Genomic DNA, 23,620 nt, shown 5'->3' on the forward strand with positions numbered 1-23,620 from the left:
TCAAACGGTTTAGAGAGGATTCTGGAAAGGAGTCTGGGGATTTTTTTTCGCCAGCCCCGCTCCGATCAATGAAGCGATTGCTCCTATAATCAAACAGAAAAATACAGTACCACCGATCAAACCCACCCAGAAAAATCTTTGCATCATCGCCATTGCCTGGTCAATCTGCTCTTCCGATAGCTGACCCTGTTTGATCATATTCTCGCGGCTCATTTCGGTGATTTTATCTTTGTACTCCGGGAAAGCAACGAAAAAAATTACCTGGAACGCCAACAGAATGAGCGTAGCAATGGCAGTAGATTTAAATCCGTATGAAAACAAATTACCAAAGGTCAGCGTATTATCCATTGCTTTCGCATACTGGAGAACAAAATAGATGACTCCTGCCAGCAGAATAACATAGCTGACAAAACCAGCGGCCTGATTTGTTGATAGGTCCATTAACATTAGCACGAGTGAATAAACAATCATCACAGCAGCGATGATAATCCCGGCAATAAAATGTGTGACAGGTTTTTTTTCCATGACGTAGAGTTTGTTCGTTTAGAATTGAAGCAAGATCTTGTTTTTATGAATGATCCCCAAAACCTTTCCGGTCAATGTTTTCCCAAGAAAAGGTGTGTTGATGGATTTGGAAACTAAGTCTTTTTGTTCAATACTGTACCGGGTTTCGGGCTGGAAAAGTGTAATGTCGGCGATTTCTCCCTCAACAATGGATGCTGCTGGAAGTCTGAATATTTTTCGTGGGTTAAGACTTATATTACGAATGATAGTCTCAGTAGGAATTTCCAATGCGCCGGCAGCTCCAAACAATGTTTGAAGACCTGTCATGCCCGGTTTTGCATATTCAAACTCACAAACTTTCTGGTCCCAGGCCAGGGGATGGTGGTGAGAGCTGATGCAGTCAACTGTGCCATCCAGTACGGCATTTTTCAATGCTTCCGCATCTTCTTTACCGCGGATGGGTAATTCTGTTTTGAGATTGGTATCATATCCCTGCAAATCGGTATCGGTGAAATACATGTGCTGCGGTGTTACGGAGCAGGTAATATCTATACCTGAAGCTTTTGCCCGGCGAATATATTCCAGCGATTTAGCTGTTGTAACTCCGGTGAAGTGCAGACGAGAACCTGTATAGCGCGCCAGTTTAATATCTCTTGCTACCATCAGTTCTTCAGCCATTGCTGGTTTCCCAGGAAGACCCAGTCTTGTTGATATAACACCCTCGTTCATCAGTCCTTGTGGAGCTATCGATTTATCATCAGGAATCTGAAGAATGATCCCATCAAAAGTTTTAATGTACTGAAGTGCTTTGATCATCAGGCCTGCCGACTGAATCGGGTTCCAGCCATCAGAGAAGGCAATTGCCCCACCAGCGTACATGTCATACATTTCAGCGAGTTCCTTGCCCTGGGCGTCGCGCGTGATTGCACCCAATGGATGGAGGCTGACCGGTACGGATACCTGCTTTTCAGCGATATAGGTCACCATGCTTTTGTCGTGAACTACCGGCCTGGTGTTGGGAACAACAAATATGTGCGTAAACCCACCCTTAGCCGCCGCTCTTGCACCGGTTTCAAGGGTCTCCCGGTACTCATAACCCGGATCGCAGCAATGGGTGAAAATATCAACCCACCCGGGAGATAAATGGAGAAATTCCTGTTCAATTAGCTGGTCTGCGGGATCAGTTATCTCATCCGCGATTTTGCGGATAATACCGTCCTGAATAAAAATATCCTTTGCAGAGCGATGAAAAGGAGAGTCTGGATCTACAATTATTGCTTTCCGGATGAGAATCGACATGGAAAATAAATTGCGCGAAGATAATCCTTGTTGCCTAAATGACTGTTGAAAAAATGGATTGAGTCCTTCGCCTGAGCTGGATTAATCCGTCAATCGGGTGAATTTTCTGGAGAAAATTGTAACTTCGCCATCCCTCAGAATTTTAGTTCGGGAAGTGGCGCAGCCCGGTAGCGCACTTGTATGGGGTGCAAGGGGTCGCAAGTTCGAATCTTGTCTTCCCGACAAAGCCCGCCAGAGCGAAAGCGATGGCGGGTTTTCTTTTTTCGATTTTGACAAGTTTTACCGCAAAAGCATCGTGCAGACAGGACGAGTCCCGTTTAAAAGGTCGCTCACAGTCATCCCTTAGCGATTTTCTGAATGATTTTAGTAGAACAAACAGATCTGACTTTCAAAATCAGTTGTCGTTTTAAGCCGCATCCTGAATCCTCAATAATACCAATAGGTATTCCAATCATTTGATGATGATAGTGGCTGAGCTATGCCTCCATAAAATAGGCGATCCCCTGATAGTGTTGTAAAAACGGGCCGATATAAAAAAGTCTTTTCGTGGGTATAAATGCTTTTCCAACTATCATTGTCTGCATTGTATTGCCAGACGTCATTTAAATATTCGCCGACTATCTCGGATACATTTCCCGGCGAATAATGATTTCCCACTCCAAATCCGATATATCCTGTTCCTTCCAGCGTAAAGCCTATGGCATATCTGCGGCCTTTTCCCGGAAATGGATTTTTCTGCGTCCAGGTATTTTCGGACAGGTCGTAACAATACACATTGCTCGTAAAATCCGGTGTTGGGAATGAAGGATTTGTAGCGGCAATAACAAAAATTTTATCATCAATTGCGAAACCTGTACCAAGCCAGTTGGACATGTTGTTTCTCAGGTTAATCGTGGTGAATTGATAAGTTGAAGGATTGAATTCGATGATCTGTGTCTGATTTACTAAGTAGATTTTTCCATTGATCTTATGAACCTGAGAGTATTGGTCAACGTTTATCTCTGGAAATTCACCGATTTTTCTCCAGCCAAGGTTTTGCCAGGTGAATTCCCAAAGGTCATGAAAGAAAGTTGTCTTACATGCCATCGGATTATTAAGCTCAGTACAGATGAAGGTTTTGCCTTTAAAAATATAAGCCTTATCATCGATTGAAAAAGAGAGACCTTCACCTCTGGATGGCCCTGGAAAAATTCCGGCAGTCGCCCAGCTGTTGTTATAAGGGTTATACAAGAAGAAGTCTTTCTGGTAGGTGGTTTCCGGAGAAAAGTTTCCTTTTCCTAAACCCAGAAAAATCATATTCCCCACTTCAAAAACAAATGGATTTTCGCGCAAATTTCCAGGAAATTGTGAAGTGCGACTTTTCCATTCGCGTGCCTCCTGATGAATTCGAAGTGAAACCTTTTTTGAGGTGTCTGCAATCAATCTGAATATCACATATGCCAGCCTATTGATCCCGGCGGCGTTATTTGAAATAACTGTAAGATAAATTTTACTATTTCCCTCACCATTGTTGTCGGAGAGTTTGATCCATTCGGGAATAGATCGCTGATCTGCTTCCCATTTGCCAGCTGAAGAAATCAAAATTGAATCAACAGAACCTTTTATGCCGGTGAAATTGATTTCACTACGATTTAATTCAGGTTTTGCCAGCGGAGGAACAATTGGCTCCTCTGGTGATGTTTGTTTGGAGCATGCAAAACATGTAACGAGAAGGCAAAATGATAAGAGTACGTTTCTCATGGTGGTGTTCAATTAAGTAGCTGACAGGAAAAGGCAGAAAACGCCTGGATACTCGATTTTATTTCTTTGATTTTCAGAAAATTAGTCAAGGAATATAGCAAACGCAGTTCAAATCAATTACCAGTCTGACTCCTAAAAAATACCAATTATTATATACACCTAAATGGGGGCCGGAGTAAGGGGCAGACGACGTTTTTCGTTCATCGTGGTTCGATGAAGTGGTGTGATTTGCAGAAATGTATAACAAGGATTCAAAGCATAAACCTGATGTGGACGCACACCAGATGCAATGGTTTTGACGCTTTGACTTTTTCATCTATGCAGGACCTGACATCAAAAATTCCAGTGTAATTCAATATCCACGAGGATTTATGCAACAAACAGCATTTGCCTAAATACCTCCTGGTGTTCAGAGTCTATTAAAAAAAGCCTTCATCGGGAAGGCTTTCTATTATAAGATTTACTGTGATCATTCTTTAGAAAAAAATCCCTTATAAATCAATCCCCCAACAATACCTCCGGCGATGGGCGCCACCCAGAACAACCAAAGCTGCGACAAAAATCCGCCTCCCGCAAAGATCGCCTGTGATGTAGAACGGGCAGGGTTAACCGAAGTATTTGTTATTGGAATTGAAATCAGGTGAATCAATACGAGAGCAAGGCCGATAGCTAAACCTGCAAATTTTCCATTAGCCCTTGCATCCGTAGTTCCCAGAATAATGAGAATAAAAAACATGGTCAGAATGAACTCTGCAAGAAATGCAGCTTTCAGATTATACCCATGTGGGGAAAGATCACCGTAGCCATTCGCCGCAAATGCCCCAGGCTTAGTATTATCAAAAACATATGGCTCTACATTTCCTGTAACGATCACATATAAAAGTGCAGCAGCGGCGACAGCTCCCAGGAGCTGGGAAACAATGTAGGGTAATACTTCTTTCGAGGAAATTCTTCCGCCGGCAAATACGCCGAGAGTTACTGCAGGGTTGAAATGCCCTCCTGAAATCGGACCAACGGCATAAGCCATCGTCAATACCGTCAGCCCGAATGCAAACGATACACCGATATAGCCGATTCCCATCGGAGGAATTGCTGCAGAAAACAGTGCACTTCCGCATCCGCCAAATACAAGCCAGAACGTACCGAGAAATTCAGCACCATACTTTTTCATATTAAATGGTTTTTTGAAAGGTTGAAGAAACCGGAACTCATCTAAATATATCCCATTTGGAAGATTGTTAATGGAATCACAACGGAGACTTCTGCATTTCACTGTTAAACAACTGATCAGTTACGGTTGCAAATCTGAGGACCTGTGTCTATATTTGCACCGAACCACAGTAATGCACACCCGGTGCATAAATAAGTGCTTAATCCTCTATTCAAAGGCAGGATTTTTGTTGCCTGAATGCCGCCTTCTGATATCTTAACAATTCAGTTTATACTTAGTTAGTACCTTAATCCGTTCTCAAAAAAATGATCGCGTGAAAAAACTAATCGTTTTTGTTGCAATCTGTTGTATTGCAGTTGGATCCAAAGCACAACGCCTTAGTGTTGAACTTTTCGGAGGCCTTTCAAATTACCAGGGTGATATAAAGGAACAGCGATACACGTTCCATGGCTCAAAACCAGCTGTCGGGTTGGGTATGAGTTACGCTATTACGAATCATATTTCCGTAAGAGGATTGTTTTCTTTCACGAGGCTATCGGCAACGGATAAGGACAATTCTGATCCCTACCTTCTGGCAAGAAATCTCGATTTTTCTAATAATATCGTGGAACTGTCTGTTATGGGGCAGTATCACTTTTTAAATATTGAAGAAGCCCGGATCAACCCATATGTAACAGCAGGTATTGGTTTCTTTCATCATAATCCATATACTAATGATAGTTTGGGGATGAAGTATTATCTAAAACCATTAAGTACCGAAGGTCAGGGATTGAGCCAGTACCCTGACAGGAAACCTTATAGCCTGAACCAGTTTGTGATTCCGTTTGGAGCAGGCATCAAGTTCCGGGTTACGGAAAACATCAATATCGGGTGGGAGATTGGTTTGAGAAAAACATTTACTGATTATCTTGATGATCTGAGTCTCAATTACGTTGATGAAGATATACTCCGGGCAGCAAAAGGGAACAAGGCTGTTGAACTTGCTTACCGGGGTGGCGAAGTTAAAAATGGAAATCCAGTATATCCGGCAGAAGGAACTACGCGAGGCAAACCCGCAAAAGACTGGTACTATTTCTCCGGCGTTACCGCAACTTTCAGATTGGGTGGTGATATGTTTGGAGGAAGAGGTTCCGGCACCGGTTGTCCGCGCCCCGTTTTTTAATCCATTACGTGTTTGAATGCATTGCAAAGATGGTCCCGATATATCGGAGCCATCTTTTTTATTTATAATCAATTTGTTGTGAAAACAGAAAGTATACAAAAGCAAAAGGGCTCATGGAAATGAGCCCCCTTTAGTTTCAACCCTAAACCCTTGAGAAAGATGCTAAGTATATAACCAAGACTATGCCAAAAATGAAAAATCGGGAATCGGGTTTTAATTTTTTTTTGATCTATAGCTTTTTGATAATTAGTTTCTGGTTTTCATCTTCAAGGATTTTATCCATGAAAGTCTTCGTATCGTTGTACCTCAATGCCGGAATCCTGTATTGATTCAGAACCAGGCTTGCACTACTATAAACTGTTCTGTTGGCAGAATCGTACCAGTAACTTGATTCGTACTTACCATATTCGAATGTGAGGTTTTTGGGTGCAGGAAGTACATCAAGTTCATATCCTTCAGGAATTACAAACATGGTTGTGTCTTTTTTACTGAGGGGAAAATCAAACAGGTAGTCGTTATTTCTTTTTTCAACAGCAGGCATTTTTACTCCCCAGAATTTGTACATCCTCGGACGAATAAACATCTTTGATCCGGCAATGAAGTCCGGTATTTTCTCGAGTGTAAGGCTGTACTCTGTTTTTGTTGCGGGCTTATCCTGATCCAGGTATTTTATTTCGTATTCATCGGGGTTGGAAAATCCCATCCTGTTGATCATAACATTTTTCTGTACCTCTGCACTTTCCTTCGAAATATTTATTTGTGCGTATTTGTATTCACCGGTAGAATATTGTGTTGCATGAACATCACCGGAACCATCTTCAGCAAACTTTACCTTCGTAATCATTGTGGACATATTCTCCACCGGTTTGCTTCTTGGTGTTTTCACCAATACACCTCCATTTTCTGTCATGAGCAAAGCATTTCTATTTTCCGTAAAATTTCCAAGATGTCCGAAATCATTATAATTACTTGTGCATTCAAGCCAGATGGAATCTTTCCCAATCAATACACAAAGGATCTGATGATTGAACTGGTCGAATGGGAACTCCGGATCAACGGCGGGCCGGTCAGCGCCAGCGTTTATCCAGGCAGAATAACTTTTTATTTTCACAGCCGATAAACACGCCTCCAGGTAATTACTCAGGCCTTTACAATCACCATACTTCTTATCATGTACAAAATCAGCAGGGAAGGGGCGAAAACCGCCGATACCCAACTGTATGCTTACATACCTGAAATTTCTTTGCAGGTAGTTATAAAGAAAGCGGGCCTTCTCGATATCTGATGGCAGGTGCTTTACCATCTGTTGAATTTCCTGTTGATTTTTTTCTGATAATTTATTTACAGAAGATGCCAGTCTGTTGTACCAGTTCCCTAGTTCTTTCCAGCTGGATAAATCGCCGGGAAACCCATCAAAAGTAAAACGTGAGGAATTAAACCTTACATGCGGAAAATACTGAGTCCACGGACCTGAGTTCTCTTCGTATTTTTTTGCCGGAATATTTCTGACATTAAACCGGTAGGTCAGGTATTTCGGATCTGTTGATGATTCCTCCGCCTTCATTGTGCCATTATACGTTTTGTATTTTACACCCAAAGAAGTCGCATACTTTATGATGAACTGTGAGTTTTCAACGGCCTGGTAAGGCAACTGTGGGTAATATGAAGGTAGCTGCAACGACGTCCTGATAGTATAGACAGTGGTTGCTTCAACAGTCACCGGATAGTTTGTTGTATTCAGACGGAGATAATAGCCTTTTCCATCTTCAACAAGTCCGGAACCAGCCGAGCTTGTAATCATATCTTTTTTGCTGTGTCTGGAAATAAGTTTTCCATTGGCATCAAAAAACCTGATATCCACATCCTCAAGAATTCTGAATTTATCAGCATACTCATGAAAGATCAGTTCATCGGCACCTTTTGAATCCAGAATGGTAATGATACTGTAGGTCTTAATTGATCCTTTGTCAGGTTGAGATAATTCTATTTCAACCTTTTCATCTCTCTTTACTTTATATGCATCCTTTTTCAAATCATCAGGAATGGTGCTTGCATCAAACAGGTTCACTTTTGCCTGACCGACCTGGGCGCTTAGACCGGACCAGGAAGCCAATGTGACAAGAGCAACGAATAATGTCTTGAAAGTTTTCATAGTGATCAGGATTTCTTTTTAAGAACAATCTGTTCATTCAGCATCGCATACATTTTCTTGTGGAAGTCCCATACGTAATCATATTCATCAGGTCCGTATGCAGGACGTTTGTATTCAAGTGTAATACGATATTGCAATGCGTTACCAGACATCTGCGCAACCCTGCTGACAATAATGCTGGTATCAGGCATGATCATTTTTGTATTTTTTGGCAGCTCTTCCAGGGTATAATTTTCGGGAAGGAAAATTGTACCTGATAAAGTATATGTTTGATTATGCCCAAAGAAAATATCTGAAACGCGCTGATCGGCTATGAACGGATTTTTCTCCAAACCACAAAACAGGTTTACAGAAAAATAGCTGTAATCGCCACTGTTGTTCAGCGGCATCGTGAACTTCAGTTTCTGGCTCATGGGAAGTGAATCCTTATCCATGTTTGAAGCATTAAATTCTTTTACACTGATACCGTGGTAGGCATTGGTGTAATGGTTTTCAACAAATTTCTCCTGCCCGTCTTTCCAGCTGTTCAGTTCCTTCACTTTCGCATAACCGAAATAATCAACGAAAGCTTCACCATCAATAGCACCTGCCTCCGTAACCTTCGCCGTCACATGAGAACGTGCGGAATATTTCTGATTAGGATCCCATAATGTTACCCAACCCCAATCCTGTTCTGAAAGATTCTTATCAAGATCTACTTTGCTGATGACGAGACCCTCGGTACCCATCACTTTCTCTGGTATCAAGGTAGATGGCGTATGCTGATCAGTTCCATCCAGGACGTATATTTTATCGCCTATAATTACATAAGCCATCACCGTATTAAATTGGCCGTATCCCGGGCTTGCAGTATTGATGGCACCATTTGAACGCGTGCTTAATAAAATCGGGTAGGCTTTCAAACCTGCTTCTTTCAATAGATTGGTCAGGATAAGGTTAATCTCGCCACTATTTCCTTTTTTGCCTGACCATGCAGATTTTACTCCTTCCAGCGCCCAGATGCTATACATATTATCCCAGACCATATTTTTTTTCACGTACTTGTGAATAGCGATCATTTTATCAAAATCGCTATCTAAAGTTTTTAGCTGCGCATCGAGATCAGAAGTTCTTGGGATATTTTTCTTAACCTGTACTCCGAAATCTTCATCTTCCATAAGATCACGAACAAGTACCGGCCATTGTCTTTTAAGACTGCGGTTAATATTAATCGCAGGATTATAATAACGCACAAAATCGATCACAACTTTTTGCCAGTAATCTTTGTAACAACTGATATAAGGTTCATTTTTTAACCCAGGCAAATTGGTCATCGACATATTATGTACGACGCGGTTGCCTTTTTCAATTTTATCTTCTGCGTAAGGTTGATTCGTCATGAAATTTGTCGCTACCTGGAATTCCTGTGGATAGTCCAGACGGAAGCGATTATACCTTACAGGAATAGCTTCCTGGAAGTAATAATCCATTTCATAGATCTCTCTCGATTCAAGTACGTATTTAAATTCAATAACTGAACCGACTTTCACTTCTGGCATTGCGAAAATTATTTCGGATTCATAATTGTCGAGCTTTTTCGTGTACATCGATTTTTTATCCAGCTTTGTAATCACCACATTACCTGAAGCGTCAAGGTTATAGGTTTGCGCCTCCAGTTTTGATACATTCTGTAAACCGTTTTTTGCGATATAGGAAATCTTTACATTCGCTTCATCCAATCCTTTTTCATTGTAGATCTTTAATCTTCTGTGAACACGGAGCTTTACTTCACCGATTCCGCTGAATATGTTTACTTCCTGTTCCTGTGTTTCAAAAATTACTTCTGCTTCCGCATTTTTGTCGATTGCAGAATTTTTCAATTCGAGATCAGTCCTGGCTACTTCCCCGAATGGCATTACTCCTTGTTCTTTGTTTTTGTCTTTGTCTTTTTGTGCGAAAGCAATGCTTTGTACACAAAGAAATGTAAAGGCAAGCAATAGAATCTTTCTCATAACATGGTGTTTGTGGTGATTGTTATTGTAAGTAAATCTTTTGTTCAGGTCAGTTTTTCGCAGTAGTTGTCATTTTCACCAGCACAGGTTCTTCGATAAGTGCATGCATCTTTTTATAAAATTCTTTCAATGCGGGATATTCACCGGCATTGAAATTGGGTTTTAATATTTCAATTTTCACCACACCGGAAATTCTCCGGCCATCTTTACTTAGTTCAAGAATACGCTGGTACCTGATCGATCTGTCCTCTGTAGTAAGAGACATATTTTTGGGTAGTGCATCAACGCTCAGGTTATTGTCCAGCTCGTAATTGATATAAAACGAGTATGCTCTCTTACTGCCGAAATTGATGTCCGTATAACGTTGATTCGCGATGAATGGATTTTTTTCCATTCCTGAGAACAGGTTGACATTGAGGAGCAGATAATCGCCGTTGGGTTTTACAGAAAGCCTGTATTTGATTTTTTGGTTGAGCGCAACACTGTCGTTATCCATATTCTCGACATAAAAAGTGTCGATGGCAATGTCATTATCCTTATAAGGCTTAATGAACATGGTGTTCACATATCCGCTTTTATCATGATTGATCCAGCTTTTGGCGTGTGCACGGGAATAATCGTATTCGGATACCGCCAGCTGCCCCTCCAGCATCCCATTACTGCTAAGTTTGCCTGATATACTTACAATCTTTTTCTCAAGGTGATTGTCATCTCCTATGGTAATAAATGCCGCTCCTTTTTTGTCTACAAGAAATCCTTCTGTATTCAACAAACTTTCCGGTACCAGTTTGAGATTATTATAGTTGTCGGTGACATCCAGGAAATAGCTGCTCTTCCCGATTTCCACATAGCAGATAACTTTATTAAACTGGTTGAGATAAGGCATATTTACATCCACCTTTCCATGGTCCCGCTCACTGACAAGCATAGGCGAGGCATTGAGCCCTGCAGATTTCATCATGCTCGTGAGAATCATATTTAATTCCTGCGCTGAGCCTTTTTTCGAATCCCAGGCTTTTTTGAGACGGTCACTGCTATAAATGCCTACATACTGGTTCCAGTTGAGTCTTGTTTTCACAACGCCATACAGATAGGCCATGCGTTCATAGGAATCAGCCATTGTCATTGCCGTTTTCACCTCGTTATCTCCTGATGAAAAATGCCTGATTGCTTTTCCAAAACTTTCGGATTCTGTAAGTTCTTTAACAGCTTCCTGCCAGGAACTTACAAACTTGTCCTTATAACCACGGCTGTTATATGATGCAAGCTGCAATTCCACTTTCTGCAAATAATCCTTTCTCGAATCCATGTACACTTCATCGGGAACACCGGGCAGGTTTCGCATGGAAAAACTGACAGAACCTTCCTGTGTATCGTTCTTCACATCACATGTATAGCCATCGCTTTTCCGTACACGATAATTAAATTCTGCATTGGGCAAAATCACAAAATGAAAATTGCTTTCAATAACAGGAATTTCTTCCTGGAAATACCAGTAGTCAATAGACCGATACGATTTACGCATACTGGTATAGGTATACTCAATAATGCTTCCTTTGTGAACCTCGGGTAATGTGAAAATCACATTTGAGTGGTACGCTGAAATTTTTTTTCGGTAGATATCTTTTGATGACAGTTCAGATCTTTTCAGATTACCGCCACTGCCATTGATCACGACTGCTTTGATATCAGAAATGGCTTCAAAATCATTTTCATGGGCGTAGAGAATTTTAATATCAGCATATTTTATTCCACTCTCTTTCAGAATTTTCATTCTTACCCTGTGCACAGTGATCATACCATAATCCTGGTCGGGATGAACCTTTGCTTCCTTTTTTAGATATACCGCTTCTGCATCTTTATCAAAAGAACATACAGAAAATTCATAATCGGGAATAGATGGACTACCGAAGTCGGGATAGTAATATTGAGCGTGTACAGACAGTGATGCCAGGAATACCAGGCACAGTAGTTGGTGTTTCATTCAGTAAGCGTTGTACGGATAAAAATAATCAGTGGTTTAATTCAATGAACAAAAATGAAAAATATTTTTTCGTATGATTATTTGTTGATATTTAAATGATTATCACGATTACTTTAAGAACAAACCTTCAGAGTTAAAAACAATCTTTCGATAGTATTATTGTACCGCATCCAAAAACGTACATGATTTTGTGCATTTCAGCCAAATAGGTATCAGAGATTTAATCTATTCAAAGTCTGTCAATATTTTTAAATCCTGTTCAAGAGGGGATTCTGCGGCTTTCAGATGTCTTCAAATTACCACCTGAGATTTTTTCAGACATATCTAATATCGGCATCCCGGTTTATTGTTGATTTTGAAGAAACTTTACTTCGACAACCGCTGGCACCGCTTAAACACCGCATTTTGCAACCAGCTGTAAATGCGCAAATTTGAATTTCGGCGAAGTCAGCTTTCAGTTGCATAAAAAAAAGCGATCTGCCATGGCGGATCGCTTTCCCTATAACATCCTAATATATTACCATTGTTCAAGTCCGCTGAAAAAGAAGTTCCCTTCAATTTTGGCGTTTTCATCGCTGTCGCTGCCATGTACCGCATTTTTGCCAACACTTTCAGCATATAATTTACGGATGGTTCCTTCAGCTGCTTTTGCGGGATCAGTTGCCCCGATCAGTTTCCTGAAAGATTCAACAGCATTGTCACCTTCAAGAATAGCTGCTATGATCGGTCCGCTGCTCATGAATTCAACGAGTTCACCATAAAAGGGTCTTTCTTTATGAACCGCATAAAATTCTCCTGCTTTTTCTGCTGACAACCAGGTTTTTTTAATGGCAACAATCCTGAATCCGGCTTTCTCGATCTGTTGGAGGATAGCACCTGAATTACCTTTTGAGAAGGCATCTGGCTTAATCATCGTAAAGGTTCTTTTTTGCATATTGATGTCTTTATATATGGGGCGCAAAGGTAAAGGAATTTATGTGCCTGGTTAAAATATCCGGAATTCAATCTGAGCGGGAGCAATAATTAGAGGCAGATCATTACCTTTGCGCCTCGCAAATGAAGCCTATCTACGAAATATTTCCCCTGCTGACATTGCCGCGCAAGGTCGTCATTACAATGCATCAGAAGCCCGATCCCGATGCAATGGGCTCTTCTCTCGGATTGTATCATTTCCTGATTCAATTCGGGCATGAGGTTACAGTGATATCGCCAACCAATTGGGCCGACTTCCTGAAATGGATGCCCGGCTGCGATTCAGTACTTGATTATGAGGCCCAGAAGGAGAGAGCTGACCGTCTCCTGGAGGATGCCGACTGGCTTTTCTGCCTGGATTTCAATCATCTGCATCGCACCAAATGGATGGAGGCCAAAATCAAAACCATCAAGGCTGCAAAGATTTTACTCGATCACCACGAAGCTCCACAAACGGAATGTTTTGATTACGGGATCAGTATAATCCCAAAAAGTTCCACTGCGGAAATGATTTATGACTTTATTGTCGATTCCGGCCATGGAGACAGGATCAACACAGCGATCGCTGAATGTCTATATGCAGGTGTAATGTCGGATACCGGATCTTTCCGTTTCTCCGTGACTACTCCGAGCGTGCACCTGATGGTAGCTGAACTGAAAAAACGCGGTCTGAACCATGCTATGGTGCATGAAGAGGTGTATGACAATTTCCTGGAGAACAGGCTTCGTTTTATTGGTCATGTTTTGCTGAACAGGATGCAGGTGTTTTATGAATTTAATACAGCACTGATAGCAATTCCCAAGACGGATCTCTTGAAATTCCACATACGCACAGGTGATACTGAAGGCCTGGTAAACTATCCATTGTCCATCCAGGGAATCAAAATGGCTGCTCTGCTCATCGACCGCGATGAAGAAAGAAGATGGTCTTTCAGAAGCAAAAGCGGTTTCGATTGTAACAGTTTCGCCCGGAAATATTTCAGCGGCGGCGGCCATTACAATGCTGCAGGAGGTCGCAGCCTCGATTCACTTGATGAAAACATACGTCAGTTCAAAGAAGCTATACAAGAAAACGCTTTACAATTACAATAAACAAACAATGAAAAAAACAATGCTGTTGCTGGCGGTTTTGTCGGCCATATGTATCGGATCGTGCAAGAACATCGGGTATGAGAAAACCAAGACTGGTCTTGAGTATAAAATCATTTCTGATGGGAAGGGAAAGGAACTGAAGAAAGGTGACTATGTAAAATTCAATTACAAGATCACCCATGGCGATTCAGTTATTACCAGCAGCTACAATTTTGTTCCAGGATATGATGAGGTTGATTCAGTAGGTCGTTACCATGATTTTTCTGAATTGCTTCCAATGATGAGGGTAGGGGACAGCGGCGTTTGTTTTCAATTGTATGATTCCCTGGCTACACGTGCACAAGGGCCTATGCCCGGCTTTATGAAAAAAGGTGACAAGCTGAAAATGACTTTCAAAATTCTCGATGGTATTACCGGCAGAGAAGCTGCTATTGCAGATTACCAGAAAGAAATGGAAAACTTCAAGGATCGTGACCTTGCGAAGATTGAAAAATACCTCGCTGCTAATAAAATCAATGCACAGAAAGTAAATAATACAGTGTTTGTTGAGATCCAGAATAAAGGCACTGGTATAGCAGCTGATTCCGGTAAAATGGTGGGTATTAAATACAACTGTTATAACTACGACGGTCAGTATTTTGATTCGAATATCGACAGCACTAAACAGATTAATAAACATGGAATGGAACCGTTCTATTTTGTGGCGAAACAGCAGGGTGCTGTTGCCGGAATTCTCGATGGTATAACCGTATTCAACCAGGGTGGAAAAGGAAGAATTTTTGTTCCTTCTCTTCTTGCCTATGGTCCGCAGGGAAGTCCTCCTTCAATCAAGCCAAATGAAAATTTGATTTTTGACATCGAGGTAGTGGACGTAAAGGATGCGCCTCAGCGTCAGCCGCAGTTCCAGATGCCGCAACCGCAGCCACAGGAAAAAGAATAAAAGTCGTAACATAATATAAAAAGACCTGCCTCTGCTGATGCAGGTCTTTCTATTTGCGGCCTGCTGTCTGATGTGCGGACCCCATTCAATGTTGAATTACAAAGGTGATCTGTTATCAGCATCTCCACGGATTTGAAACTCAAGGCGTGAAATTCCTTGCACCAGTTTACTCAGCTTTCTGTTAAAATTCTCATCCCTGATGCTGAGTTTCTGCAAAAGCAGCGGTTCAACCAACAACGCACAACGATGAACGAAGAATGCCTCAAGTTCTCACTTAATCAGCAATCCCTAGTTAATCAGATGTGATACCAGTTTTACAGCTTCCACAGCCTCTTTTACATCGTGTACTCTGAGGATGGCTGCTTTTTTCAACAAGGCAATTGTGTTCAGCACCGTGGTTCCATTCAATGATTCTTCTGCAGTTATTCCCAGCGTTTTGTAAATGGTTGACTTACGCGATAAGCCTACGAGCACGGGTACTCGCAACACCTGCAACCGGTCAAGTTTGCTTAACAATTCAAAATTCTGATCAGGATTTTTTCCGAAGCCAAAGCCCGGATCAGCAATAACATCCACAATTCCAGCTTTTCGGCAAGCACTGATTCGTTGTGCAAGAAAACCAGTAACATCATTGGTAACATCGCCATAAAAATTCAAAGTGTTCATAGTTTGCGGAGTTCCTGGCATATGCATGCATATGTAGGGAACATGTAAACCGGAAACTGTTTCCAGCATATCTCTGTCAATTGTACCACCACTTACGTCGTTCACTATTAATGCCCCGGCTTCAATTGACCGGGAGGCTACCTCAGCATAAAAACTATCGACAGAAATAACAACACGCGGGATTTTTTCAGATATGAGTTCTATTGATGGAATTAAACGTCTGAGTTCTTCTTTAGCCGATATCAGGTCACTGGCGGGTCTGGTGCTTTGCGCGCCAATGTCAAGGATATCTGCACCCTCGGCCAGCATTTGTTCAGCTTTTTTCAAAACAAGATCAGGATTGTCAAAGCGACTGTGACTATAAAAAGAGTCAGGCGTGATATTAATAATCCCCATCACCAAAGGCCGGTTGACCTTCCATAATCTTCCCTTTAAATTGAGCGAGTACATTATCCCGAGTTCGTTATTTTTGACGATAAAGATAAGACCAGGCGGCTACTGCCACGATTTGTTTTCCGGCCCGTGGTTTTCAACAATCCAGATGATGAGTAATACTGAATCGCAATACAACAAGGCGCTGAATTCCTGCATGGATATTTTTTTAAAGAAGACAAAAGACTACGGAACGTCATGGCGGGTACTCCGACCGATCTCAATTACCGATCAGATTTTTATAAAAGCCAGGCGGATACGGACTTTGCAGGAAGTGAAAGAAAGAAAAGTGGGTGACGATATTCATTCCGAATTCATAGCTATAGTGAACTACGGAATCATTGGGTTGATTCAACTGGCAATAGGCACTGATCAGATCGAAGAAGTGCCCGCAGCCGAAGCAGAAAGATTATATCGTACTTATGCGGGGGAGGTACGAAATGTTATGCTTGCAAAAAATCATGATTATGGCGAAGCCTGGCGGGATATGAGCCAGGAAAGTTTTACAGACCTCATCCTGATGAAACTTCAACGTATCCGACAGATTCTTGCAAACGATGGACGTACTTTGATCAGTGAAGGTGTCGATTCGAACTTTACTGACATCATTAATTATGCATTGTTCGCGTTGATCCTGATCGGAGAAGGAAAACATACAAACTGACAAATTCAATATCAATCATCATTTGAAAACCAAACCTGTCCTGAAATGAGAATCGTTTTATTTCTGTCGAGACTGATCACTGGCGTACTGTTTATTTTCAGCGGGCTGATCAAAGCCAATGATCCCCTGGGATTGAGTTATAAAATGCAGGAATTTTTTGAAGTGTGGGGATGGGATTCTTTTAATGATTTTACTCTTGCACTATCTGTTTTGATGATCGCATTTGAAATAATTGCCGGTGTAGCCGTACTGGTGGGATGGAGGTTCAGGTTGTTTGCATGGTTATTATTATTGTTGATTTTATTCTTTACATTCCTTACCGGTTACGCCTTACTGTCTGGTAAAATCCGGGAGTGTGGTTGTTTCGGCGATTGCATAAAACTGACAGCGAAGGAATCATTTATAAAAGATCTGATACTAACCGCGCTAATCTTTGTACTATTTTATTACCGTGATAAAGTAAAGCCTTCATTGACCTCAAAAGCTTCCTTTGTAATTCTTACAGCAACGACGCTTTTTTCATTCCTCATCCAGTTATATGTTCTTCGTCATTTGCCGATTCTTGATTGTTTGCCATTCCGCAAAGGAAGCAACCTTGCTGAAAATATGAAGATACCTCCAGGCTCAATTCCGGACAGTACGGTGATTCAGTTTGTCTATGAGAAAGATTCGAAACAGGTTGAATTCGACGCTGATCATTTCCCGGAAGATTTTAATGATTCGGCATATAAGTTCGTTAAGCGTTATGACAAAGTTGTACGAAAAGGAAATGCGCAGCCGCCGATAAAAGATTTTGTAATGATCACCGAAAGCGGTAATGATACTACGCAGGCGATACTGACACAACCAGGAAAGATGGCTGTTTTGTTTATAAAGACTCCACCGGCAGAACCTAAAGCATGGAAGTTTGGAGAAAATCTACAGCAAATTGCAACGGCGATAAAATCAGCACAGATTCCTGTAATTGTTGTAACTGCTGATGCAACTGCAACACAGAACGGACTTAGCTACTGGAAGCTGCAGGATCTAAAGGTGCTGAAGGGCGATCTGGTAGCAATAAAAACTGCGGCAAGAACAGATCCGGCTCTTTATTTGCTCGATCAAGGAACAGTAATGCATAAGTGGTCATGGGCTGATTTTAAGGATGCTGCAAAATCACTTGGTAATAAATAACTGTTGGGCATAACCGTAATGAATTGATTCCGTTTCTACTAAAAAAACTATTCTATGCTATCCTGGTGATGCTGGGGGTTGTGGTGTTTGTGTTTGTTTTATTCCAGGGTATCGGTGATCCGGCGAGGATGATACTTGGGCAGACAGGGGATTCTGCGACATTAAAAAATATCCGCAAGGAACTGTATCTGGATCAACCCCGGCATCTGCAATTCCTGTATTATGTGAATGACATATCACCAATTGGTATTCATTCTGCAGCTGAAATAAAGGAAAAACCTCTCCAGGGATTTTTTATCGGTGGAGAAAAAAAAATCGGCATAAAAATTCCCTATCTCCGGCGGTCTTATCAATCAAAAAAACAGGTAGGAAATATTTTAATCGATGTATTACCCGGAACCCTTATTCTCGCTACTGCAGCCATGATCATCGCAATGCTGGCAGGTATACCTCTGGGTGTTTTTGCTGCGGTAAGAAAGGGTACATGGATTGATCGTACTGCTATACTCAGCAGCATTGCAGGAATATCGGCTCCGTCATTTTTTGTCGGAATAATTCTCGCTTATCTTTTTGGTTTTCTTCTATCGAAATACACAGGTCTTCATATGACCGGCAGTCTTTACGATGAAGATCCTTTTGATGGAAGGGTTTTGCAGTTAAGAAACCTTGTTCTACCTGCGATAACCCTCGGTATCAGGCCATTGGCAATCATCACCCAGCTGACAAGAAGCGCTATGCTGGACACGTTGAACCAGGATTTTATCCGGACTGCAAAAGCAAAAGGTTTAAAAGAGAGAACGATCATTTTCAGGCATGCTTTACCAAATGCACTCAACCCTGTGATCACGGCGGCAACGGGCTGGTTCGCCGAACTTCTTGCAGGCGCATTTTTCGTAGAGTATATATTCGGTTGGAAAGGGCTTGGTAAAACAACCGTAGACGCTTTGGAGAAACTGGATTATCCCGTGGTGATGGGCAGCATCCTCCTTACAGCAGCGATTTTTGTTATCATCAATTTCCTGGCAGATCTGCTCTACCGGGTGGTTGACCCGAGGGTAAAATCTGGATAAATTGCTTTTCCGTAAAGGATAAATTTTGTAAATTGAATTAACAGCTAAAACCTGATTCTTCAACAAAATTGCCAAAATGAAAAAAGTTTCTGACATCTTTAAAAGGAAAGGACTGAGCAACATTTCAGTAACCCCTGATACCCTCGTGCTGGAAGCACTCCGTACAATGGCTGAAAAAAATATCGGTTCAGTCGTGGTGATGGAAAAGGATAGCTACCTGGGGCTGTTCACCGAACGTGACTATGCCCGTAAAGTGATACTTCATGGTAAAAGTTCCAGCGAGCTAAGGGTAGGCGAGATTATGTCGGAATATCTTCCCCGCGTTGGCCCGGACAGTTCTTTGGAGGATTGTATGGAGATTATGACCAATCATAATATCCGTTACATTCCTGTTTTTTCGGGAACAGAATATGTCGGTATCATTTCCATTATTGACGTTGTTAAAGAAACCATGCTCGCACAGAAAGACCAGATTGAGCAATTACAACATTATATTCACGCTTCAGTATAGCATGTAAGGAAATAAGAAAAACCTTCCCCATTTCCGGAAGGTTTTTTTATTCGGATGTGTTGATATCATCTGATTACCTGATTACCACTTCATGGATCACATTTTCACCCAGAGCTTCATTCACTCTTTTTATGATCTGGCTTTTCTGATAAGTCAGTTCGTTTTTCAGTGGAGCGACTGTAGTTGAGATAAACAAAGTGCCCTGTACAATCTGAATCTTATCAGTATACCTGGCAATGGTTTTCCCCATGATTTCCCCCCAAACATCCTCAATTTTATATGAACGCACTTTACTGTCCAGGCGGCTTTTCCTGAGGTAAAGGTTGATGGCATCTTTTAGTGAAAGTTCTGAAGGCATGAATAAATTTGAATGAAGGTCCGAAAAATAAAACTATTCCAGTATTATCAACTGGTACTCAATTTTGAATTTATTCATTATTGATCTGATTCTTTCCTGGTGTGTATCTGTTAGAAAAACCTGACCTTCATTTTTCTCACAAACCCAATGCAAAAGATTCATCATTCTTTGTTCATCGAGTTTTTCAAAGATATCATCCAGCAGAAGCAACGGTGAAAAGCCTTTCATAGCCTTTAGCGTTTCGAACTCAGCCAGCTTTAAAGCAAAGAGCAAGCTTTTTCTTTGTCCCTGCGAAGCCACCATTTTAAACGGAAATTCACCCAGGAATATTTCCAGGTCGTCCCGATGCACACCACTGGAAGTTCTTTGCAATGCAAGATCTTTTGAACGATTTGTTTTCAGGACCTGCTCAAAAGAATGTTCCGTTAAAACCGAACGATAAGAAATACTGATCTTCTCATTTCCACCGGAAATATTTTGATAGTATTGACTGGTTCCCGAGATGAACTCAGCACTAAAATTTTTTCTGAATAGAAAAATAGCATTGCCATGATTTATCAATTGCTCATCAAGAACATCCAGTAATCCGGAATCGTTCATTACTCCTTCAGACATTCGCTTCAAAAGGCTGTTTCTTTCAGTCAGCAATTTGCCGTAACGGATCAGGTGCTCGAGATATTCCCGGTAAAGCTGAGAAAGCAGGGTATCAATGAATCGTCGCCGCTCCTCGCTGCTACCGGAAATGAGTTCGATATCATCGGGAGTGATCATTACAGCAGGGTAATGACCGATATGCCCGGAAAAACGCGTGATGGATTCGTTATCAACTTGAAACTCTTTTTTTCCGCTTTCCCGCAAAATACACACGGTTGAATGATGTTGCCCATCACGGTTCCACCGGCCATCAATCCTGAAACCGGCACTGTCGATCCTTACGGATGAACTATCTGTTCTTCCTGAATAACTCCGTGTAAAACACAGGTAATAGATGGCATCGAGGATATTTGTTTTCCCGACACCATTGGGTCCGCAGAATGCCGTAATTCTTCCCGGAAACCCGAAAGAGACCTTGTCATAATTACGGAATTGAGTAAGGCTGATATGTTCTAAGTGGAGCAAGAGTAAATTATTGGCAAACTTAAGCTTTCTGAAAGCTCATTTTAAGCGGTATACTTCAACAGTTTTCGATCTGAAATTTCAAACGATTCAGGATCAGATCAATGGTTTTTCTAATAACACGGGAAATACATGGTTATCTAACCGGTTACCGGGAAAAACAATGTCTGAATTAGTGGAAATTCTTATGTCAGACAGCATTTTATCCTTGTGCAGGATTGCCTTTTTCATCCTATATTTGCCCCTCAAAATCAAATCTGTGGGTACTACAAAAACTTCAACGGTGAAATTCAGTAAAGAGACTTATCTCTACTGGTATGAACTGATGCTTTTGTTACGTCGTTTTGAAGAAAAGGCCGGACAGTTGTACGGTATGCAGAAAATCAGGGGTTTTTGTCACTTGTACATTGGCCAGGAAGCCCTGGCTGCAGGTTGTATGACGGCGACGCGTCCTGAAGATCCGTTTATTACTGCTTATCGTGATCATGGTCTTGCCATTGCTAAAGGGATCAGTGCCAAAGCCTGTATGGCAGAATTATATGGAAAAGCGACCGGATGCTCTAAAGGGAAAGGTGGAAGTATGCACTTTTTCGGCCTTAAGGAAGCTTTCTTTGGAGGTCATGGCATCGTTGGTGCTCAGATTGGAACCGGTGCAGGTTTGGCTTTCGCTGAAAAATATAAAGGCACTGATAATGTCTCTCTTACATTTTTCGGGGATGGAGCCGCACGCCAGGGTATGCTGCATGAAACTTTCAACATGGCGATGCTGTGGAAACTACCGGTGATCTTTATTTGCGAAAACAACAACTATGCGATGGGTACCTCAGTTGCCCGTACTTCAAATGTTGTTGATATTTATAAGCTGGCTGATGCTTATGATATGCCTGGCGATTCAGTTGATGGCATGAGTCCGGAAGCTGTGCACGAAGCTGTGGCGAGAGCGGTTAAGCGCGCACGTGCGGGTGATGGACCAACACTGCTGGAAATGAAAACCTATCGTTACAAAGGACATTCCATGAGTGATCCTCAGAAATACCGCACCAAAGAAGAGGTAGAAGAATACAAGAGCAAGGATCCCATCGAAGTTACAAAGGCCACATTACTCAACGAGTTTGGTGTAAGTGAAGAAGAAATTGACAAGATCATTGAACGTGTTCGGCTGGAAGTGGAAGAATCAGTACAATTCGCTGAGGAAAGCCCATGGCCGGATGATAACGAACTGCTGAAAGACGTTTACGTACAGGAAGATTATCCTTTCATTGTAGACTAATAAAAATTAATATACACCATCGTATAGTCTCCGGCTATACTTTTTTCATTTAAACTCAACTTAAAGATGTCAGAAAAAAAAGTTCAGGATACGGAACAGGATGAACTGGTCCGCAGTGCCCGTGGATTCTGGGAGAAAAACAGCAAACTGGTCCTGATCATTAGTAGCGCGATCATCGTTCTTGCAGGCGGTTACCTTGGTTATAAATATTTCATTCAGCTGCCAAAAGAGGAGAAAGCGCAGGAGGAAATATTCAAAGCAGAAGCCTATTTCAGAAAAGACTCACTCTCACTTGCTCTTAATGGCGATGTAAGCACTTCGGGATTTTTGAAAATGATCAAAAAATACGATGGTACCAAAACAGGCAACCTGGCAAAATTGTATGCAGGTGAATGTTATCTTCAGCTGGGCGATTTCAACAACGCTGTTAAATACCTGAAAGACTTTAACGCTAATGGAGCAAAACAGGTTGAAGCGAAAGTTGCTGGCCTTCTGGGTGATGCATATTCTGAATTGAAGAAAAGTGAAGAAGCAATTTCTTCATACAAGAAAGCGGGTACTCTTTTCGAATATGACCAGTCTTTGTCGTCTGAATATCTTTTCAGGGCAGGTTTGCTTTCTGAACTGAGTGGTAAAACAAAGGAAGCCGCTGAAATGTATAAGCAGATAAAAGAGAAATATCCAAAGTCTGAAAAAGGATTCCTGGTTGACAAATATCTTGCCCGTCTTGGTGTGAACGAATAATCATAGACATTTAAGAAGAAAAAGGTGAGGGGTGAGTTGGCACTTTTCGCCTTTTTTGATTTTTAACGGTTGGTTAATTTTAATAGATTATATGGCATCAAAAGGGAATAGCAGGCTCACTTCAGATAAAGGAAAATCAAAACTGGAAAAAGCCCGCGCAGTTATTATCGTAAGAACGAACTGGAATCCTGAAATAGTAGACGAACTGGAGAAGGGATGTATAAAAGTTCTGAAAGAGAAAAAAATACCATTCAGGTCGATCACCGTTCCGGGTGCTGTGGAGATTCCCTTCGCTGTCAAAAAATATTATGAGGAAGTCGGTAGAAAAAAAGATGCAGCAGGAGCATTTGTGACACTTGGTTGCGTGATCCGAGGCGATACTCCGCATTTTGATTATGTGTGCAAAGCAGTAACAGACGGAGTTTCGCAGTTGAATCTTATTTTGCCCGTACCAGTAATATTTGGCGTTCTGACAGTAGAGAATGATAAACAGGCAAAGGAGAGAATCGGTGGTAAACACGGACATAAGGGAGAGGAAGCAGCACTTACAGCGATAGCAATGATGGAGCTGGTGGAGTCATTCGGAAAATAGTATTGGCTGGATTGGTA

At 41.5% G+C, this 23,620-nt stretch carries 21 protein-coding genes and 1 tRNA gene; 11 read left to right on the top strand and 11 right to left on the bottom strand.

Translation table 11 applies throughout. The annotated features are described in order from the left end of the window. Positions 1-9: 9 nt before the first annotated feature. Both P2W82_RS02775 and P2W82_RS02780 read right to left on the bottom strand, forming a co-directional pair. A complete protein-coding gene (locus P2W82_RS02775; protein WP_336514309.1) occupies positions 10-525 on the bottom strand; it encodes a DUF4199 domain-containing protein in 516 nt (171 codons plus the stop codon). A gap of 18 nt (positions 526-543) precedes the next feature. Further along, positions 544-1,803 (bottom strand): dihydroorotase, encoded by a 1,260-nt coding sequence (locus tag P2W82_RS02780; RefSeq protein WP_336514310.1) that lies wholly within the window; start codon positions 1,801-1,803, stop codon positions 544-546. Positions 1,804-1,951: 148 nt separating this feature from the next. On the opposite strand from P2W82_RS02780, the gene P2W82_RS02785 reads away from it, so the two are divergent. Further along, positions 1,952-2,025: transfer RNA gene (locus P2W82_RS02785), tRNA-Pro, on the top strand. 204 nt (positions 2,026-2,229) lie between these two features. On the opposite strand, the gene P2W82_RS02790 is transcribed toward P2W82_RS02785, so the two are convergent. Both P2W82_RS02790 and aqpZ read right to left on the bottom strand, forming a co-directional pair. Next, positions 2,230-3,543, bottom strand: coding sequence for a hypothetical protein (locus P2W82_RS02790; RefSeq protein WP_336514311.1), 1,314 nt, complete (start codon positions 3,541-3,543; stop codon positions 2,230-2,232). 469 nt (positions 3,544-4,012) lie between these two features. Then, positions 4,013-4,714 carry an aquaporin Z gene (gene aqpZ / locus P2W82_RS02795; RefSeq protein ID WP_336514312.1) on the bottom strand — a complete coding sequence of 234 codons (702 nt, stop codon included), beginning with the start codon at positions 4,712-4,714 and terminating at the stop codon, positions 4,013-4,015. 313 nt (positions 4,715-5,027) lie between these two features. Here aqpZ and P2W82_RS02800 point away from each other — a divergent pair, with 313 nt between their 5' ends. After that, complete coding sequence (locus tag P2W82_RS02800; RefSeq protein ID WP_336514313.1) at positions 5,028-5,876, top strand: DUF6089 family protein; 849 nt, start codon at positions 5,028-5,030, stop codon at positions 5,874-5,876. A gap of 229 nt (positions 5,877-6,105) precedes the next feature. Here the strand turns inward: P2W82_RS02800 and P2W82_RS02805 are convergent, their stop codons facing one another. The 4 genes from P2W82_RS02805 to P2W82_RS02820 all read right to left on the bottom strand — a co-directional run bounded on the left by P2W82_RS02805 (position 6,106) and on the right by P2W82_RS02820 (position 12,937). Further along, positions 6,106-8,028: a DUF3857 domain-containing protein gene (locus P2W82_RS02805; protein WP_336514314.1), complete on the bottom strand. Its 1,923-nt coding sequence runs from the start codon at positions 8,026-8,028 to the stop codon at positions 6,106-6,108. A 5-nt stretch (positions 8,029-8,033) separates the two neighbouring features. Then, positions 8,034-10,019, bottom strand: a complete 1,986-nt coding sequence (locus P2W82_RS02810) for a DUF3857 domain-containing protein (protein ID WP_336514315.1) — start codon at positions 10,017-10,019, stop codon at positions 8,034-8,036. Positions 10,020-10,068: 49 nt separating this feature from the next. Continuing rightward, positions 10,069-12,003, bottom strand: a complete 1,935-nt coding sequence (locus tag P2W82_RS02815) for a DUF3857 domain-containing protein (protein WP_336514316.1) — start codon at positions 12,001-12,003, stop codon at positions 10,069-10,071. 517 nt (positions 12,004-12,520) lie between these two features. Further along, complete coding sequence (locus P2W82_RS02820) at positions 12,521-12,937, bottom strand: nucleoside-diphosphate kinase (protein WP_336514317.1); 417 nt, start codon at positions 12,935-12,937, stop codon at positions 12,521-12,523. 122 nt (positions 12,938-13,059) lie between these two features. Here P2W82_RS02820 and P2W82_RS02825 point away from each other — a divergent pair, with 122 nt between their 5' ends. Beyond that, positions 13,060-14,067: a DHH family phosphoesterase gene (locus P2W82_RS02825; protein ID WP_336514318.1), complete on the top strand. Its 1,008-nt coding sequence runs from the start codon at positions 13,060-13,062 to the stop codon at positions 14,065-14,067. A 7-nt stretch (positions 14,068-14,074) separates the two neighbouring features. Next, a complete protein-coding gene (locus P2W82_RS02830; RefSeq protein ID WP_336514319.1) occupies positions 14,075-15,007 on the top strand; it encodes an FKBP-type peptidyl-prolyl cis-trans isomerase in 933 nt (310 codons plus the stop codon). Between the two features lie 288 nt (positions 15,008-15,295). Here P2W82_RS02830 and folP read toward each other — a convergent pair whose 3' ends face one another. After that, on the bottom strand, positions 15,296-16,123 hold the full coding sequence (gene folP / locus P2W82_RS02835; RefSeq protein ID WP_336514320.1) for a dihydropteroate synthase: 828 nt from the start codon (positions 16,121-16,123) through the stop codon (positions 15,296-15,298). 91 nt (positions 16,124-16,214) lie between these two features. Between folP and P2W82_RS02840 the strand changes: the two genes are divergently transcribed. The 4 genes from P2W82_RS02840 (at position 16,215) to P2W82_RS02855 (ending at position 19,523) form a co-directional block, all read left to right on the top strand. Further along, complete coding sequence (locus tag P2W82_RS02840; protein WP_336514321.1) at positions 16,215-16,769, top strand: DUF1599 domain-containing protein; 555 nt, start codon at positions 16,215-16,217, stop codon at positions 16,767-16,769. A gap of 45 nt (positions 16,770-16,814) precedes the next feature. Continuing rightward, the gene (locus P2W82_RS02845; protein WP_336514322.1) at positions 16,815-17,942 is read left to right on the top strand and encodes a BT_3928 family protein; all 1,128 of its coding nucleotides are present in this window, start codon (positions 16,815-16,817) and stop codon (positions 17,940-17,942) included. Positions 17,943-17,965: 23 nt separating this feature from the next. Further along, on the top strand, positions 17,966-19,012 hold the full coding sequence (locus P2W82_RS02850; RefSeq protein WP_336514323.1) for an ABC transporter permease: 1,047 nt from the start codon (positions 17,966-17,968) through the stop codon (positions 19,010-19,012). Positions 19,013-19,088: 76 nt separating this feature from the next. Continuing rightward, positions 19,089-19,523: a CBS domain-containing protein gene (locus P2W82_RS02855; protein ID WP_336514324.1), complete on the top strand. Its 435-nt coding sequence runs from the start codon at positions 19,089-19,091 to the stop codon at positions 19,521-19,523. 73 nt (positions 19,524-19,596) lie between these two features. On the opposite strand, the gene P2W82_RS02860 is transcribed toward P2W82_RS02855, so the two are convergent. Both P2W82_RS02860 and recF read right to left on the bottom strand, forming a co-directional pair. Beyond that, entirely contained in the window at positions 19,597-19,881 is a 285-nt protein-coding gene (locus P2W82_RS02860) for a DciA family protein (RefSeq protein WP_336514325.1), read from the bottom strand. Positions 19,882-19,914: 33 nt separating this feature from the next. After that, positions 19,915-21,000: a DNA replication/repair protein RecF gene (gene recF / locus P2W82_RS02865; RefSeq protein WP_336514326.1), complete on the bottom strand. Its 1,086-nt coding sequence runs from the start codon at positions 20,998-21,000 to the stop codon at positions 19,915-19,917. Between the two features lie 322 nt (positions 21,001-21,322). Here recF and pdhA point away from each other — a divergent pair, with 322 nt between their 5' ends. The 3 genes from pdhA (at position 21,323) to ribH (ending at position 23,603) form a co-directional block, all read left to right on the top strand. Next, a complete protein-coding gene (gene pdhA / locus P2W82_RS02870; protein WP_419555698.1) occupies positions 21,323-22,267 on the top strand; it encodes a pyruvate dehydrogenase (acetyl-transferring) E1 component subunit alpha in 945 nt (314 codons plus the stop codon). Positions 22,268-22,333: 66 nt separating this feature from the next. Next, positions 22,334-23,011, top strand: coding sequence for a tetratricopeptide repeat protein (locus tag P2W82_RS02875; protein WP_336514328.1), 678 nt, complete (start codon positions 22,334-22,336; stop codon positions 23,009-23,011). 91 nt (positions 23,012-23,102) lie between these two features. Then, on the top strand, positions 23,103-23,603 hold the full coding sequence (ribH, locus tag P2W82_RS02880) for a 6,7-dimethyl-8-ribityllumazine synthase (RefSeq protein WP_336514329.1): 501 nt from the start codon (positions 23,103-23,105) through the stop codon (positions 23,601-23,603). Positions 23,604-23,620 lie beyond the last annotated feature (17 nt).

Source organism: Pollutibacter soli (assembly GCA_029269725.1).
Lineage (GTDB): Bacteria > Bacteroidota > Bacteroidia > Chitinophagales > Chitinophagaceae > Pollutibacter > Pollutibacter soli.

Coding starts and splice junctions, on each gene's coding strand:
- P2W82_RS02775 (WP_336514309.1), bottom strand. CDS start 525: ATGGAAAAAAAACCTGTCACACATTTTATTGCCGGGATTATCATCGCT.
- P2W82_RS02780 (WP_336514310.1), bottom strand. CDS start 1,803: ATGTCGATTCTCATCCGGAAAGCAATAATTGTAGATCCAGACTCTCCT.
- P2W82_RS02790 (WP_336514311.1), bottom strand. CDS start 3,543: ATGAGAAACGTACTCTTATCATTTTGCCTTCTCGTTACATGTTTTGCA.
- aqpZ (WP_336514312.1), bottom strand. CDS start 4,714: ATGAAAAAGTATGGTGCTGAATTTCTCGGTACGTTCTGGCTTGTATTT.
- P2W82_RS02805 (WP_336514314.1), bottom strand. CDS start 8,028: ATGAAAACTTTCAAGACATTATTCGTTGCTCTTGTCACATTGGCTTCC.
- P2W82_RS02810 (WP_336514315.1), bottom strand. CDS start 10,019: ATGAGAAAGATTCTATTGCTTGCCTTTACATTTCTTTGTGTACAAAGC.
- P2W82_RS02815 (WP_336514316.1), bottom strand. CDS start 12,003: ATGAAACACCAACTACTGTGCCTGGTATTCCTGGCATCACTGTCTGTA.
- P2W82_RS02820 (WP_336514317.1), bottom strand. CDS start 12,937: ATGCAAAAAAGAACCTTTACGATGATTAAGCCAGATGCCTTCTCAAAA.
- P2W82_RS02825 (WP_336514318.1), top strand. CDS start 13,060: ATGAAGCCTATCTACGAAATATTTCCCCTGCTGACATTGCCGCGCAAG.
- P2W82_RS02830 (WP_336514319.1), top strand. CDS start 14,075: ATGAAAAAAACAATGCTGTTGCTGGCGGTTTTGTCGGCCATATGTATC.
- folP (WP_336514320.1), bottom strand. CDS start 16,123: ATGTACTCGCTCAATTTAAAGGGAAGATTATGGAAGGTCAACCGGCCT.
- P2W82_RS02840 (WP_336514321.1), top strand. CDS start 16,215: ATGATGAGTAATACTGAATCGCAATACAACAAGGCGCTGAATTCCTGC.
- P2W82_RS02845 (WP_336514322.1), top strand. CDS start 16,815: ATGAGAATCGTTTTATTTCTGTCGAGACTGATCACTGGCGTACTGTTT.
- P2W82_RS02855 (WP_336514324.1), top strand. CDS start 19,089: ATGAAAAAAGTTTCTGACATCTTTAAAAGGAAAGGACTGAGCAACATT.
- P2W82_RS02860 (WP_336514325.1), bottom strand. CDS start 19,881: ATGCCTTCAGAACTTTCACTAAAAGATGCCATCAACCTTTACCTCAGG.
- pdhA (WP_419555698.1), top strand. CDS start 21,323: ATGCTTTTGTTACGTCGTTTTGAAGAAAAGGCCGGACAGTTGTACGGT.
- P2W82_RS02875 (WP_336514328.1), top strand. CDS start 22,334: ATGTCAGAAAAAAAAGTTCAGGATACGGAACAGGATGAACTGGTCCGC.
- ribH (WP_336514329.1), top strand. CDS start 23,103: ATGGCATCAAAAGGGAATAGCAGGCTCACTTCAGATAAAGGAAAATCA.